Annotated in this window: 14 protein-coding genes and 1 tRNA gene; 5 read left to right on the top strand and 10 right to left on the bottom strand. The window is 69.7% G+C overall.

Annotated elements, in window-relative coordinates; all coding sequences use genetic code 11:
* Window positions 1-650: 650 nt before the first annotated feature.
* A complete protein-coding gene (locus tag AB0J55_RS04580) occupies window positions 651-2,288 on the bottom strand; it encodes an ABC-F family ATP-binding cassette domain-containing protein (RefSeq protein WP_364242702.1) in 1,638 nt (545 codons plus the stop codon).
* Between the two features lie 146 nt (window positions 2,289-2,434).
* Here AB0J55_RS04580 and AB0J55_RS04575 point away from each other — a divergent pair, with 146 nt between their 5' ends.
* The 5 genes from AB0J55_RS04575 to AB0J55_RS04555 all read left to right on the top strand — a co-directional run bounded on the left by AB0J55_RS04575 (window position 2,435) and on the right by AB0J55_RS04555 (window position 7,972).
* Window positions 2,435-3,346 (top strand): PaaX family transcriptional regulator C-terminal domain-containing protein, encoded by a 912-nt coding sequence (locus AB0J55_RS04575; protein WP_364243415.1) that lies wholly within the window; start codon window positions 2,435-2,437, stop codon window positions 3,344-3,346.
* Window positions 3,347-3,348: 2 nt separating this feature from the next.
* Window positions 3,349-4,128, top strand: coding sequence for an enoyl-CoA hydratase/isomerase family protein (locus AB0J55_RS04570; RefSeq protein WP_364242700.1), 780 nt, complete (start codon window positions 3,349-3,351; stop codon window positions 4,126-4,128).
* A gap of 118 nt (window positions 4,129-4,246) precedes the next feature.
* Window positions 4,247-6,502 (top strand): glycosyl hydrolase family 18 protein, encoded by a 2,256-nt coding sequence (locus AB0J55_RS04565; protein ID WP_364242697.1) that lies wholly within the window; start codon window positions 4,247-4,249, stop codon window positions 6,500-6,502.
* 128 nt (window positions 6,503-6,630) lie between these two features.
* The gene (locus tag AB0J55_RS04560) at window positions 6,631-7,791 is read left to right on the top strand and encodes an alginate lyase family protein (RefSeq protein WP_364242694.1); all 1,161 of its coding nucleotides are present in this window, start codon (window positions 6,631-6,633) and stop codon (window positions 7,789-7,791) included.
* 107 nt (window positions 7,792-7,898) lie between these two features.
* Window positions 7,899-7,972: transfer RNA gene (locus AB0J55_RS04555), tRNA-Pro, on the top strand.
* A 105-nt stretch (window positions 7,973-8,077) separates the two neighbouring features.
* Here the strand turns inward: AB0J55_RS04555 and AB0J55_RS04550 are convergent.
* The 9 genes from AB0J55_RS04550 to AB0J55_RS04510 all read right to left on the bottom strand — a co-directional run bounded on the left by AB0J55_RS04550 (window position 8,078) and on the right by AB0J55_RS04510 (window position 14,285).
* Window positions 8,078-9,229 carry a tyrosine-type recombinase/integrase gene (locus tag AB0J55_RS04550; protein WP_364242691.1) on the bottom strand — a complete coding sequence of 384 codons (1,152 nt, stop codon included), beginning with the start codon at window positions 9,227-9,229 and terminating at the stop codon, window positions 8,078-8,080.
* Window positions 9,230-9,282: 53 nt separating this feature from the next.
* A complete protein-coding gene (locus AB0J55_RS04545; protein WP_364242689.1) occupies window positions 9,283-9,459 on the bottom strand; it encodes a helix-turn-helix domain-containing protein in 177 nt (58 codons plus the stop codon).
* Window positions 9,452-10,801 carry a replication initiator gene (locus tag AB0J55_RS04540; RefSeq protein WP_364242687.1) on the bottom strand — a complete coding sequence of 450 codons (1,350 nt, stop codon included), beginning with the start codon at window positions 10,799-10,801 and terminating at the stop codon, window positions 9,452-9,454. Before AB0J55_RS04540 ends, AB0J55_RS04545 begins: the two co-directional genes overlap by 8 nt.
* Before the next feature lie 95 nt (window positions 10,802-10,896).
* Window positions 10,897-11,565 carry a DUF2637 domain-containing protein gene (locus tag AB0J55_RS04535; RefSeq protein WP_364242684.1) on the bottom strand — a complete coding sequence of 223 codons (669 nt, stop codon included), beginning with the start codon at window positions 11,563-11,565 and terminating at the stop codon, window positions 10,897-10,899.
* A 12-nt stretch (window positions 11,566-11,577) separates the two neighbouring features.
* Window positions 11,578-11,991: a hypothetical protein gene (locus tag AB0J55_RS04530; RefSeq protein WP_364242681.1), complete on the bottom strand. Its 414-nt coding sequence runs from the start codon at window positions 11,989-11,991 to the stop codon at window positions 11,578-11,580.
* Window positions 11,988-12,209 carry a hypothetical protein gene (locus tag AB0J55_RS04525; RefSeq protein ID WP_364242679.1) on the bottom strand — a complete coding sequence of 74 codons (222 nt, stop codon included), beginning with the start codon at window positions 12,207-12,209 and terminating at the stop codon, window positions 11,988-11,990. Before AB0J55_RS04525 ends, AB0J55_RS04530 begins: the two co-directional genes overlap by 4 nt.
* A gap of 2 nt (window positions 12,210-12,211) precedes the next feature.
* On the bottom strand, window positions 12,212-12,562 hold the full coding sequence (locus tag AB0J55_RS04520) for a hypothetical protein (protein ID WP_364242676.1): 351 nt from the start codon (window positions 12,560-12,562) through the stop codon (window positions 12,212-12,214).
* A 2-nt stretch (window positions 12,563-12,564) separates the two neighbouring features.
* Window positions 12,565-12,918: a hypothetical protein gene (locus AB0J55_RS04515; RefSeq protein WP_364242674.1), complete on the bottom strand. Its 354-nt coding sequence runs from the start codon at window positions 12,916-12,918 to the stop codon at window positions 12,565-12,567.
* Window positions 12,918-14,285 (bottom strand): FtsK/SpoIIIE domain-containing protein, encoded by a 1,368-nt coding sequence (locus AB0J55_RS04510; protein ID WP_364242671.1) that lies wholly within the window; start codon window positions 14,283-14,285, stop codon window positions 12,918-12,920. Before AB0J55_RS04510 ends, AB0J55_RS04515 begins: the two co-directional genes overlap by 1 nt.
* Window positions 14,286-14,343 lie beyond the last annotated feature (58 nt).

The following is a 14,343-nucleotide window of genomic DNA, read 5'->3' as shown; positions in this document are numbered from 1 at the left end:
TCTCGCCCGAGAGCACTGCTCACCGGAGCCCGCGACCACCGCTCACCGTCAAGAGCACCGCTCTCCCGCCGAGCCACGCAATCGCTCCGATCCCAGAGCACTGCTCATACACCGAGGCCTGGCGGCGACACCGCGGCCCAGCACCGAGAGCACCGCTCCGATCTGACGGCGAGCATCGCTCAACACCGAGAGCACTGCTCCCCGGAGCCCGCAACCACCGCTCCTCGTCAAGAGCACTGCTTACCGGAGCCCGCGACCACCGCTCACCGTCAAGAGCACCGCTCCCGCCCGACCGCGAGCCCCGCTCCCACCCCAAGAGCACTGCTCACGCACCACGCCCACCACGCACCAAGTCGAGAGCACCGCTCACCCGCGCTCGCCGCCAGCGCCCACCGTCGAGAGCGCCGCTCCTACACGTCCGCGAGCGACGCTCCAAACCAAGAGCACCGCTCACGTGCGCCTCCGAGCACCGCTCAGAACCGAGAGCACCGCTCATGCGGCCCGACGAACACTGCTCGCAACCGAGAGCACCGCTCACGCGCGGCCGGGAGCGTCGCCCCACACCGAGAGCACTGCTCACACGGCCGAGCGAGCGCCGCTCACGACCGAGAGCACCGCTCACACCGCCGACAAGCCGAACCCGCAGCCCGTCAAAGCTCGCGGACCTTCCCCCCGTCAACCTCCAGCCGACGCGTCACCTGCACCGCATCAAGCATCCGGCGATCATGTGTCACCAGCAGCAACGTCCCCGGATACTTCTCCAGCGCCGCCTCAAGCTGCTCGATCGCCGGCAGGTCCAAGTGGTTCGTCGGCTCATCCAGCACAAGCAAATTCACCCCACGAGCCTGCAGCAAAGCCAAAGCCGCCCGAGTCCGCTCCCCCGGCGAGAGCGTCGCCGCCGAGCGCAGCACATGCGCCGCCTTCAGGCCGAACTTCGCCAGCAGCGTCCGCACCTCCGCGTCGGCCAACTCCGGCACCTCCCGCGCGAACGCCGAAGCAAGCGGAACATCGTCGAGGAACAGCCGCCGGGCCTGGTCGACCTCCCCGACCACCACCCCCGGCCCGAGCGCGGACGACCCCGAAGCAAGCTCGACCCGGCCCAGCAAAGCCGCCAGGAGCGTCGACTTCCCCGACCCGTTCGCCCCCGTGATGGCAACCTTGTCCGCCCAGTCGATCTGCAGGTCGACCGGCCCCAGCGTGAACCCGCCCCGGCGCACCACCGCGCCCCGCAGGGTCGCGACCACCGCGCCCGCCCGCGGCGCCGCGGCGATCTCCATCCGCAGCTCCCACTCCTTGCGCGGCTCCTCGACCACCTCCAGCCGCTCGATCATCCGGTCGGTCTGCCGCGCCTTCGACGCCTGCTTCTCGGTGGCCTCGCTGCGAAACTTACGCGCCGCCTTGTCGTTGTCGGGCTGCTTCCGGCGGGCGTTCTTGACGCCCTTTTCCATCCACGCCCGCTGCATCCGCCCGCGCGCCTCCAGCGACGCCTTCGTGTCGGCGTACTCCTCGTAGTCCTCGCGCGCGTGCCGGCGCGCGACCTCGCGCTCCTCGAGGTAGGACTCGTACCCGCCGCCGAAGACGTTCACCTGCTGCTGCACCAGGTCCAGCTCGACGACGCGGTCCACCGTCCGCGCCAGGAACTCGCGGTCGTGGCTGACGAGCACCGTCGCCGCCCGCAGGCCGGACACGAACCGCTCCAGGCGGGCCAGCCCGTCCAGGTCGAGGTCGTTGGTCGGCTCGTCGAGCAGGAAGACGTCGTAGCGGCTCAACAGCAGCGACGCGAGCCCCGCCCGCGCCGCCTGGCCGCCGGACAGCGACGTCATCGGCTGCTCGAGATCCACGGAAAGACCCAGGTCAGCGGCCACTTCGGCAGCTCGGTCGTCGAGGTCGGCGCCGCCGAGGGCGAGCCACCGGTCCAGGGCCGCCGCGTACTCGTCGTCCGCGCCCGCCGCGCCGTCGGTGAGCGCCGAAGTCGCCGCGTCGAGCTCCGCTTGGGCCGCCGTGACGCCGGTGCGGCGCGCCAGGAAGGCCCGCACCGACTCGCCCTCCCGGCGCTCCGGCTCCTGCGGCAGGTGCCCGACGGTCGCCGACGGCGGGTTCAGCCGGATCTCGCCGCTGTCCGGTTTCGCGAGTCCGGCCAGCGTCCGCAGGAGCGTCGACTTGCCGGCGCCGTTGACGCCGACCAGGCCGACGACGTCCCCGGGCGCCACGACGAGGTCCAGGCCGGAGAAGAGGATGCGGTCACCGTGGCCCGCGGCCAGGTCCTTCGCGACGAGTGTTGCGCTCATGAGGTAGCCGAGTCTACGACCCCGCGGCGAACTGTCAGATCAAGGTCAAAACCACCGGCTGTGTGTGTCCCGTGGCGCTTTGATCACTCACTGTGGGTACCCTGTTCGGTTGTCAGTGCCGCAGCACAGTGAGGTCGGTGAACAGCATGGGCGAGCCCGCTCCCCCGGTCACCCTCGGCCGCAGGCCGAAGCCGAGGGAAGGCCGGTCGTCCGCGCCACGGCCCACCGTGAGCCGCCGCCGGGAGGTCAGCCACGCCAGCGCGCGGTCGCTGCTGATGACGGTGCTCGGCGAGTACGCGCTGCCGCGGGACAAGCCGGTCTGGACGTCGATGCTCGTCGAGGTGCTGGGCATCCTCGACATCGAGGAGAAGTCGGCGCGGCAGGCGCTGGCCCGCTCGGCCGCCGAAGGCTGGGTGGTCTCCGAACGCGTCGGGCGCCGCGTGCGCTGGTCGCTGACCCCGCCGGGGCGCCGGCTGCTGACCGAGGGCGCCGACCGGATCTACGCGTTCGGCCGCGAGGAACGCCGCTGGAACGGGCAGTGGCTGATGCTGATCGTGTCGGTCCCGGAGGCCAAGCGCGACCTGCGGCACCGGCTGCGCACGCGGCTGACCTGGGCGGGCTTCGGCTCGCCGGTGGCCGGCGTGTGGGTCAGCCCGGACCTGTCGCGCCAGCGGGAGGCCCAGCAGATCGTCAGCGAGCTGGGCCTCGACGCGCAGGCGATGTCGTTCACCGCCGCGTACGGCGAGGTCGGCGAGCAGGAGTCCATGGTCGCCCGGTCCTGGGACCTGACCGAGCTGAAGGACCGCTACGAGGACTTCATCGACCGGTTCACCGGCCTGCACCCGACCGGGGGCCGGGCGGTGCTGCGGGCGCAGACCGAGCTGGTCCACGAGTGGCGGCGGTTCCCGTTCCTCGACCCGCAGCTGCCCGCCGAGCTCCTGCCGGCGAAGTGGAGCGGGACGAAGGCGGCGGAACTGTTCCATCACAAACACGTCGACTGGCGCCCCGAGGCCCAGCAGTATTGGGACGACATCGTCGAAGCCGAAGAAGCAGGGTGAACATGACTCAGCAGGTCCGCCTCGATCGTGACGGCGGGCTCGCCGTCCTGACCGTCGACGCTCCGCCGTTGAACCTCTACACGGCTTCGCTGCAGTCCTCGCTCGCCGCGGCGATCGGCGAGCTGGAAGCCGAACCGGCGCGGGCGCTGCTGATCCGCGCCGAAGGCAAGATCGTCAGCGGTGGCGTCGACGTCTCGCTGTTCGACGCCCAGGGCTCGCCCGCCGAGGCGAAGGTGCTGTTCGATGACATGCTGGCGGTGCCGGACCGGATCGCCGCGCTGCCGTTCCCGACCGTCTTCGCGGCGCACGGCCTGTGCCTGACCTGGGCGTTCGAGGTCGCGGTGGCCTGCGACATCATCCTCGCCGCTTCGCGCGCGAAGTTCGGGCTGGTCGAGAAGGTCGTCGGGCTGACGCCGACCATGGGCGGCACGCAGCGGCTCGCCGCCCGGGCCGGCGTCGGGCGCGCCAAGGAGTTCGTCATGACCGGCGACACCTACGACGCCGCCACGCTCGAGCGCTGGAACGTCGTCAACCGCGTGCTGCCGGACGAGGGCTTCGACGACGCGGCCCGGGCCTTCACCCGGCGGCTGGCCGAGGGGCCGACCCGCGCCCACGCCGCGACCAAGCGCGTCCTCGACCACTTCTCCGCCGGCGGTGTCCCCGAAGCGAACGCCCACATCACGACGATCGCGGCCGAGCTCTTCGAAACCGAAGATCTCCGCCACGCCGTGAAGTCGTTCCTGTCCGACGGGCCGGGGAAAGCGACGTTCTCGGGACGTTAACAGTCCGTTCGGACAGCGGTTTCCGCCGTTCGGGCGTGCGCGGTTCTCTCCGGCCCGGGTTACATTCGATGTGGTCTAGACCACATCGTCCCCGCCTCGTGCCGCTTGGAGAACCGCCATGAGACGCACTCCCGCACGACTACGCTCCGCGCTCGCCGCCTTGCTGCTCGCAGCCGGCGGCACCGCGGCGCTCGCGCCACCCGCCGCTGCCGCTGGTTCGCTGACCGCCACCCTGGCGATGAGCGGCACCACCGGCACGTACACCGTCGCCAACACCGGCACCGCGTCGGTCGGCAACTGGGCCATCACGTTCACCCTGCCCGCCGGCGTCACCGCGTCGACCGGCGAAAACGGCACCGTGACGCAGGACGGCACCCAGGTCACGCTGACCCCCGCCTACTACATCGCGACCCTGGCGCCGGGCCGCACGACCTACCCCTACAGTCCGACGTTCCGGCTCAGCGCGGCCGCGACCCCGGCGCAATGCCGCGTCGACAACGCCAACTGCGACGGTTCACCGGACACGCCGCCGGGCGCGCCGGCGAACCTCCGCCTGGTCGCGAAGACGACCAAGACGGTCGCTTTGGCCTGGAACGCGTCGACCGCCGGTTCGCTGCCGGTGACCGGGTACGACGTCTACCAGGGTTCAGCCCTCGCGACGTCGGTGACCGGGACGAGCGCCACGATTTCCGGGCTGACACCGGGTACCGCGTACTCCTTCACGGTGAAGGCCAAGGACGCCAAGGGGAACACGTCCCCGGCGAGCGGCGCGCTGGCCATCACGACCAACAACCCGGCCGACGACACGCAGCCGCCGTCGGCGCCGGCCGGCCTGCGCTCGACGGCCGCGGACTCCGGCAGTGTGTCCCTGGCGTGGACCGCGTCGACCGACAACACCGGTGTCGTCGGCTACGACGTCTATCGCGGGTCCACTTTGGCCACGACGGTGACGACGACGTCCGCCGTGGTGACCGGGCTGGCACCGTCCACTTCGTACACCTTCACGGTCCGGGCTCGCGACGGCTACGACAACGTGTCGGCGCCGAGCGCGGCCGTCACCGCGAAGACCGGCGACATCGTCTCGGGCTACGCGAAAGTCGGGTACTTCGTGCAGTGGGGCATCTACGGGCGCCAGTACTTCGTCAAGAACCTCGAGACTTCGGGCGCGGCGGCGAAGCTGACGCACCTGCTGTACGCGTTCGAAAACATCGACCCAGTGAACCTCACCTGCCTTTCCGGCGTTACGAAGGGCACCACGGCCAATCCGCAGGACCCGAACCAGGGTGACGGCGCCGGGGACGCCGAGGCCGACTACTCGCGGCCGTTCTCGGCGGCGCAGTCGGTCGACGGCGTGGCCGACACGGGCTGGGAGCCGTTGCGCGGCAACTTCAACCAGCTCAAGAAGCTCAAGGCGAAGCACCCGAACCTGAAGGTGCTGGTGTCGCTGGGCGGCTGGACGTATTCGAAGTACTTCTCGGACGTCGCCGCCACGGACGCGTCGCGCAAGAAGTTCGTCGCGTCCTGTGTGGACACCTGGCTGAACGGCAACATCGCGTCGTACGGCGGCGCGGGCGGCCCGGGCACGGCGGCGGGCATCTTCGACGGCATCGACATCGACTGGGAATGGCCGGCGAGCGGCGACGGGCACCCGGGCAACCACTGGAGCCCGAACGACAAGGCGAACCTGACCGCGCTGCTGGCCGAGTTCCGCACGCAGATGGACGCCTACGGCGCGACGACCGGCAAGCGGTACCAGCTGCACGCGTTCACGCCGGCGGACCCGGCCAAGGTCGCGTCGGGCTGGGACCTGTCGAAAGTCTTCAGCTACCTGGACGTGGCGAACGTGCAGGGGTACGACTTCCACGGTTCGGGCAGCGACAACTCGTGGGAGCCGAACCGCACCGGCCACCAGGGCAACCTGTACGCCGACGCGGACGACCCGTACAACTTCCACTTCAGTGCGGAAAGCGCGATCAATGCGTACACGAACGCGGGCGTCGACCCGCGGCGGCTGACGCTCGGCCTCGCGTTCTACGGCCGCGGCTGGCAGGGCGTGGCCGACGGCGGGAAGAGCGGCGAATGGCAGTCGGCGACCGGCGCGGCGCCGGGCCAGTTCGCCGAGGAAGCGGGCACCCGCGGGTACGCGAACCTGCTGGCGAGCGTGCCGAACTGCACGGTCCACCACGACACGGCCGCGGTGGCGACGTCGTGCTACACGGGCAACGGCGGCCAGTGGTGGACGTTCGACGACGCCTGGTCGATCGGGCTGAAGACGACGTGGCTGAAGTCGCGCGGCCTGCTCGGCGTGATGGCGTGGGAGATGTCGGGCGACACCGGCGCGTTGATGAACGCGGTGAGTGCCGGACTCGGCTGACAGTTCGTTCAGCCCGCTGAACCTTTTTGTTCAGCGGGCTGAACGCGTTTCTTACTCTTGACCAACCATGGTCTGGACCATGACACTGGGCCGGCCTACCCGAAGACACCGTCGTCTCGAGGAGCGCCATGTCCCGCTTGGTCTTGGTGTTGGTCTCACTGTTGCTGGGGCTGCTGCCCGCCACCCCGGCCACGGCCGCCCCGGCGACGTTCACCCACCCGGGCGTGCTGGTCAGCCGTCCGCAGCTGGACTTCGTCAAAGCCAAGGTGAAGGCGGGCACCCAGCCCTGGAAGGCGGCGTACGACCAGGCTCTGGCCAGCCCGTACGCTTCCCTTTCCCGGACCCCGAAACCCCGCGCCGTAGTCGAATGCGGCTCGTATTCGAACCCCAACTACGGCTGCACGGACGAGCGCGAAGACGCCATCGCGGCGTATACGGACGCGCTGATCTGGTACATCTCGGGCGACACGCGGTACGCCCAGAAAGCGATTTCCCTGATGGACGCGTGGTCGGCGGTGATCACAAGCCACACGAACAGCAACGCACCCCTCCAGACGGGCTGGGCCGGATCATCGTGGCCCCGCGCGGCGGAGATCATCAAGTACACGTATTCGAGCTGGCCGAATTCGGGCCGGTTCGCGACGATGCTGCGCAATGTCTACCTGAGCAAGGTGATCAACGGCAGCAACAGCAACGGAAACTGGGAACTGTCCATGATGGAGGCGGCGGTCGAGATCTCGGTGTTCCTGGAGGACAGGACAAGTTACGACAAGGCGGTAACCCGCTACCGCAACCGCGTGGCGGCTTACGTCTACCTGTCCACCGACGGTTCCCTGCCGAAGACGGTGCCCGGCAGCGGCCTCTCTTCCCGCGCGGAAATCGTGAACTACTGGCAGGGCCAATCGACATTTGTGGACGGCCTGACCCAGGAGACCTGCCGCGACTTCACCCACACGGGCTACGGCATAGCGGCGATAGCGGACGTGGCGGAGACGCTCCACATCCAGGGCGAGGACGTGTACGGGACGGACGTGGGCACACGCCTGCGCCAGGCCCTGGGCTTCCAGTCGAAGTACCAGCTGGGCGCAGCGGCGCCGTCATGGCTGTGCGGCGGCCACCTGAACCTCGGCTTGGGCCCGGTGACGGAGGTGGGGTTCAACGCGTTGAGCACCCGCATGGGCATCACGATGACGAACACCCAGACGTTGACGGACCGCCAGCGCCCGGCAGGCTCGAACGGCCTGTTCGTGGCATGGCAGACCCTGACCCACGCGGCGAACCCGGCTTGATCGTCTCCCTGGCCTGTTTCCGCAGTTCAGGGGGACTGGGGACCCTGGTTGCGAGGGGGTTCGGCGGGCACGCTAAAGTACTTCCACGCACTCAGGGAGTGCGGGTCCGGGCTGTGGCGCAGTTTGGTAGCGCACTTGACTGGGGGTCAAGGGGTCGCAGGTTCAAATCCTGTCAGCCCGACCGGATCAGCCACGTTCACGCAGGTGGACGTGGCTTTTTTCATGTCCAGGCATGGCTCAGCCCCGGGGCTGCCCACATTCTGCCCACACGCCCCGGGGCTGCTCATCAGGCCGCCATGCCAGCGAGTGCTTCCGTGCGTCGGCTGTCCAGCGCGTCCGAAACCTCGTCCAGGCGATCCGGCCACAGGTGACCGTAGATGTTCAGCGTGACGGAGGCGTCGGCTTGCCCGAGCTGGAGCTGAACGACCTTCACGTCGGCGCCGGCCGCGATGGCCATCGAGGCGGCCGTGTGCCTGAGCTTGTGCGGCGTGAGCCCGACGACACCGAGATCGGCAGCCTTGACGGCCGGGTTGAACTCGCGCATCCGCCAGTTGTTCGCCCGAAGTGACTGCCCGCGGGCGGTGGTGAACACCAGCTCGTCAGGCTGCCGCCCCGTGACCAGCGGGCGCAGCACGTCAACGAGGAACGCCGGGAACGATATGGTCCGCATCTTGCCGGTCTTCGGCAGACCCTCGTGCTGCACTCCCCCGACCTCGTAGAACGTCACCGCAACGCGAATCCGTCGCTTCACCAGGTCAACCCGACCGACACGCAGAGCAGCAGCCTCACCCCATCGAAGGCCGGTATAGGCCAGGAGCAGGATCAACGCGCGGTTGACCGCGGACGCAGCGGTGGGTTGGTCGTACTTCGTCCTCAGCTCCGCTGCCGCATTGGCCAGCGTCTCCACCTGCTCGTAGGTCAGGTACACATGCTCCGCTTCGGGCCGCACCGGCAGCTTCACCTTGCGAGCCGGGTTCGTGGGGATCCGCCCCGGAACGCACCACTCCAAGACCATCGCCAGCACGCGGTACGCATGACGCGCCTGGGACGGCCCCAGCCCGCTCCCACCCTTGTCCTTCGGCTTGAGCAAGGCCGCCACCCAGACCGAGATGTCCTCGTGGTTGAGTGCGTGCAGAGGCACACTCCCCCAGCGTGGAATGACGTGGTTGTCCAGCAGACCGCGGTACTTCCACCAGGTGGACTGGCGAAGGTCATGTCGGCTGTCGAGCCACTTGTCGGCGATTTCCGCGAGCGCGACTTTGGACGATGCGGGGTCCACGTACGACCGCCGGCGGAGAGAGTCCTCAAGCTCCGCCCGGCGCGCGTCAGCCTTGTCCTTGTTCGCCGCGACCTCGGAACGAAGTGCGCCCGTCAAGTCGTAGTAGCGGACCTCCCATCGTGCCGGTGGTTGCCGACCCGCGGCCTTGGCCTTCGCCACAGCCGAACGATGAGCCGCCTTTTTCGTTCGGTCGTACACCCACGCCCGCGCCATCAGCAGGCCGCCTGTCCGTCGACCCAGGCGTCCACATCGGTCGGCCGGTAGCGGACGTACTTGCCGACACGGAACCCGGCGGGTCCTTTGCCGGTCTTGCGCCACTGGTAGAGCGTGTTGACGGGAACCTGGAGGTAGGCGGACAGGTCTTTGATGCTGAGTAGACGGTCACTCATGGCAGTTTTCCTTGCTGTATTTGTGTTTGCGGTCGTCGCGGATGCGTTCGGCGATGCCGGCGGCGAGTTCGCGTTCGGCGTCGTCGCGGTAGCCTGCGCCGTCGAAGCGCCAGTCGTTAACCACGGCGATCGAGTCGGCCTGCTCGGTGAGGCCGAGCCGTTCGAGCGTTTCGGCCAGGCGGAAGGCCCGCCGATCCCCGCGGATGGCCTTGAACGTGGTCGAGTAGGCGAGCGATTTGGTGAGGAAGTGGCCGCGGAAGGCGAGCATGTGTGCCCACCGGCGCAGCTTCAGCTCCTCGTAGGCCGGGAGGTCTCCGAGGTCCCAGGCGGTTTGGATGATGCGGCGGTGGTGTTCGGTGACCTTCAGGTGGTCGATGTCAAGCTGGGACCGGATGGGCCGGTCGGCGGCTTCGCTTTTGCCGGTCCCCTTGGTGGCGTACTTGGCGATGTATGCGGCGAGGCGGGCTTCGGAGATCTGACCGTTCTCGTCTTCCAGCTCAGCCGATCCGGCGGGCTCGATCCGGCGGACGTCGACCTGCGTGCCCCAGGTGAGCGGCAACTCGGTGCCGTCCGGGTACGCGGCGCGGACAAGGACGGCCCCAGCAGCGGCGTAGACCGCGTCTTCGAGCAGGTCCGGTGTCGCCCACCCGGGAGCCGGTGAGGTGGCGCCGTCGGGGCCGTCGAGACGCACCACGGCGTGGAAGTGCACGAGGCCGCGGCGCTGGTATTCGGCGACCTTGCCGTAGGAGAGCCGGGCCTGTTCGGCGAACTCGCGGGCCTTGAGCCCGGCCCGTTTGGCGATCTCCCGCCGCAGCCGCATCGTGAACCGCTGCCACAGCACGCCGGCGTGGGCCTGCCAGAGCACCGACCCGACGTAGTCGTACGTCTCAGGATCGAGCGGGGCGCCGACGCGGGTGTCGTCGTCGTGGTGGTAATCCCCGCACCCACACGGCCGCCGCTTCCCCGATTTGGTGATGTGGGCGGTGTGGACGGGCCCGAATGAGGGGGCGGTGAGGGTGACGAACGCGCGCGGCCGGTCGCTGACCGTGGTGGGGATGCCTTTGTGGCCGCCGGTGAGGCCGGCGCGGATGAGGTGGAAGGCGTCGGCGGCGTAACGGTCGGAGCAGGCCGGGCAGACCCCGGAGCGGCGGTTGCCGCACGGGGCGAAGATGTCGCCGCCGTGGTGGTGCAGGACGCGGCCGGTGGTGGCGTCCTGGAGCTGGTGCGCCCCGAACAGGCGGATGGGTCGGGCGCAGCCGTTGACGGCGCGGACCTTGTTGCGCCAGTCCTGGTAGTCACGGGCTTGGACCCGGGCGGTGAGGCGGTCGTCCAACGTCAGCATGTCGGAGCCTTTCGGTCGGGCGGGCACGAAGAAGGCGCGGGAGCCGGGCCAGGAAGCCGGGGCTCCCGCGCCGTCGCGGGGGCGTGCGTGGTGGGTCAGCCGGTGGTGAGCTCGCGCAGGATCTGCACGGCCAGCGGTTCGGGGACGCGCACGACGCGGCGGATCTCTTCGATGGTCAGCTCCCGGCCCTCGCTGCGGGCGGCTTCGGCCGCGGTGTGGATCCGGCTGGTCAGCTCCGCGGGGAGCTTGAGCCGGGGCCGGCCCGCGTCGACGGCTGTCGGCGGCCGGCCGGGTTCGGTCCCGATGTCCGCACGGTCGGCGGTGACGGTGACCGGCGCGGGATCCGGACCGGACTCCAGCGCCGGGTCCGGGGCACGGCGCATGAGCAGCTTCACCACCACGAGGAACCCGAGTGCCGGCATCGCGGCCACGAGCCACCCGGCCGGGGTGGGTTCGGCGAGGGCGACCTGCGCGGCCATCTGCACCCCGAACCCGGCCACCAGCACGGCCACCGGGAAGGTGAGCTTGCGGGTTCCGCCGGCGCGGTGGTCGCGTTGGATCTCGAACCCGGCCACGATGACGATGCCCTCGATGACCACGGCGTCGGCCCAGGCGATCCAGCCGAGCTGTCCGTGGTGGACAGCCCAGTCGTGGGTGTGGGTGAACCCGGCCGCCGCGCCGATCGTGCCGAGAACCACGGCGACCAGGACCCGAATCGTGTCCACCAGCCGACGAGTCCGGTTCGTACTGTCCGCAGTGGACATGGTGTTCTCCTTTCAGAGCGGGGTGAGGTTGGACCAGCGCTGCAGCTTGTCGCGGCCGCGTCGGGTCAGGCGGAGCGGAAGGACGGGTTTGCGGACGACACCGTGCAGGCACGAGATCGTCTCCCGGGCCGGGCTGCGTTCGACGTAGCCGACAGACATCAGGTGCACGACGATGTCCTCTTCGCCGGCGGCCCGGCAGTGTCCGTCCGCGTCGATCACCATCACGCGGTCGGTGTCGTCCAGCAGCCCGAATTTGCCGTCCCGGACGTCGGCGAGGACGTCTTTGGCCACCAGCGGTTTTCCGGGCGATCCGGGAGCCTTGCGCCGCCCGCGGGCGGGTGGACAGGCCCGGCCGGCCGGGGGTGCCGGAGCGGGCGCGGGGGTGCCGAACAGGCCGAGCTGTCCGGGATCGTTGCGGCGGGTCATCGGATGTGCTCCCGTCCGATGTCGCCGAACTCGCGATGGCGGAACTCCCCGACCGCCAGCACCATCCCGAGCCCGACGCAGCCGATCACCGCGGTTGCGATCCAGAACAGCAGCGACCAGCCCTGGGCGAGGTAGATCAGCCAGAGCACGACGCCGGCCGGGACGCCGTACTTGATGTAGAGCCAGGTCCGCCACAGGAAGAAACCGAGACGCCACATGGCTATTCCTCTCCGAAAGGTCGATGGGTGGGACAGAAGACGAGCTGTTCGCTGGTGCAGCCCCAGCCGGGCTCCTGGGCGAGGTAATGCGTCAGTTCGGTCCAGTCGACGAACCGCATCCGTTCGGTGTCGGGGAACTCGCCGCACACGCCGCAGCGGGCGTAGTAGGCGATGCTGTACTCGGCGATGAACACCACGTCCCCCGATTCCCGCAGCACGCTGGACCAGGTTTCGGCGTCCTCGCGCGAGGAGTAGACCCGGGCACTCAGCCGCTGCAGACGACCGCGGTCGGTCAGCTTCTCGACGACGAAGTGCGGGGCGTGCACGACCGCGGGGTAGTTGACCTGGCTCATGGTCAGTCCTCCCCGTCGGGTCGGTGCTGCGAGCAGAAGACGAGCTGTTCCGGGGTGCAGCTCCACCCCGGAGAGTCCGTGACCACCAGCACGACCACCAGCCAGTCCGCGAAGATCCATTCACCCGACTCCACGAAGTCGCCGCACACCCCGCAGCGGGCGTAGAAGGCGACGTCGTAGGTGACGATGCGGGCGCCGAACTGTCCGGGCAGCGGCAGGTACTCCAGACCCCGCTGCGCGGCGGCCAGGGATCGGTAGAGCCGCTGGTTGGTCTGTTCCGGCCAGCCCCGCCGGTCGCGGACGAGGACTTCGTAGTGCGGGGCGTGCACGACGGCCGGGTAGTTGACCGTGGTCATCACGCCACCACCGACAGTCCGGGCGTCGGCCGGCCGGAGCGGATGAACGCGATCAGCTCATCGATCTCGCGGTCGTCGACGTAGGCGGCGCGGACGCGCTGCGGGACGCGGGTGCGCTGCCGGATCACGTAGCCGATGCCCGCGGTGTCCGGGACGTTCGGGATCTCATCGGCCAGCGCGCCGCGCAGCCGGGCCCCTTCCCCCAGGACCATGTCCACGTGCGACTGTGCGGTGACGCGCAGGCACACCCGGGTCGGGAACAGGTCCCGGACGGGGACGACGTCCTTGCTGGGTTCCTGCACCAGCGCGGTCATGAAATGCCCCGTCGCGCGGCCCTGGGAGCCAACGATGGCCAGCAGCTTGCGCAGCGTGCGGGCGATGGTGCCGTCGCCGTAGGCCAGCAGCGCGCCGACCTCGTCGATGATCAGCAGGTTCAGCGGCGTCTCGGCCGAGACCTCGATCTTGCGGCGGCCGGTGCGGGCGAAGTCCTGCTGCACCTCGCGCAGATCGGCGACGTACTCCGCCACCAGGTCCGCGCACGCTTCCTCGGTGTCGGCGTAGCGGTAGGCCGCATCGGCGTCACCGAACTTGCGGAACTCGAGTTGCTTGGGGTCGCACACCCACAGCCGGACCAGCCCGTCGCGGATCAGCGGCGCCAACCCGCGCAGCTCCGACAGGACAATCGAGTTCTTGCCTGCGCCGGTCGCGCCGGCCACGAACAGGTGATCGCGGACCCGCAGCCGCCAGTCCGTGCCGTACTCGGTGTCCCCGACGTAGATGTCGTCCAGGTCGACCGCGTCCGGTTCCGCCGGCATCTCCGGGGCCGGGATGGTCTCGGTGAACGGCTCCGAGCGTTCGATGATCAGCGCGACGTAGCCGGGCTTCGGGTGCTCGAACGCGATGCGCTGCACCTTCAGCGTGTCGGCCAGCCGGTCAAGGTTGTCCTCGATCGAGCGGCGCCCCTGCCCGCGAGCCAGCGCCATCGTGACGACGTCCACCGACGGGGAGTAGGAGCGCAGCCGGGTGATCCGCGGGAGGAGGTCCTCGCCGGTCTTGCGGTCGGTGACGTACATGTCGCACGCCCGCAGTGCCCGGGCGAAGCGCGGCCCGAGATACACCGACCAGCGGCGCCGCCAGGCCCGCAGGCGCGGAGCGGCGTAGTGGTCGAAGGTGTCCGGGTGCGCCCGGTACCAGCACGTCAACGCGCCGACCGTGCCGCCGGCGATCCCGCCCGTGGCGCTCCAGCCCAGTTCCAGCCCGGATCCGAAGACGGCGGCCGGGCCCAGGGTGGCGCCGGGGTGGCGGAACAGCCACTTCAGCGCCCTGAATTCGGTCCCGACCTTGCGGGACGACTTGGGGGTGTTCATGGTGGGTGGTCCTCTCGAACAGCACAAGACCGGCCCCGCATCCCGTGATGGGACGTAG

It is taken from the genome of Amycolatopsis sp. NPDC049688 (assembly GCF_040674975.1).
In the GTDB taxonomy this organism is placed as follows: Bacteria; Actinomycetota; Actinomycetes; order Mycobacteriales; family Pseudonocardiaceae; genus Amycolatopsis.
This window is presented reverse-complemented; position numbering and strand designations above follow the sequence as displayed.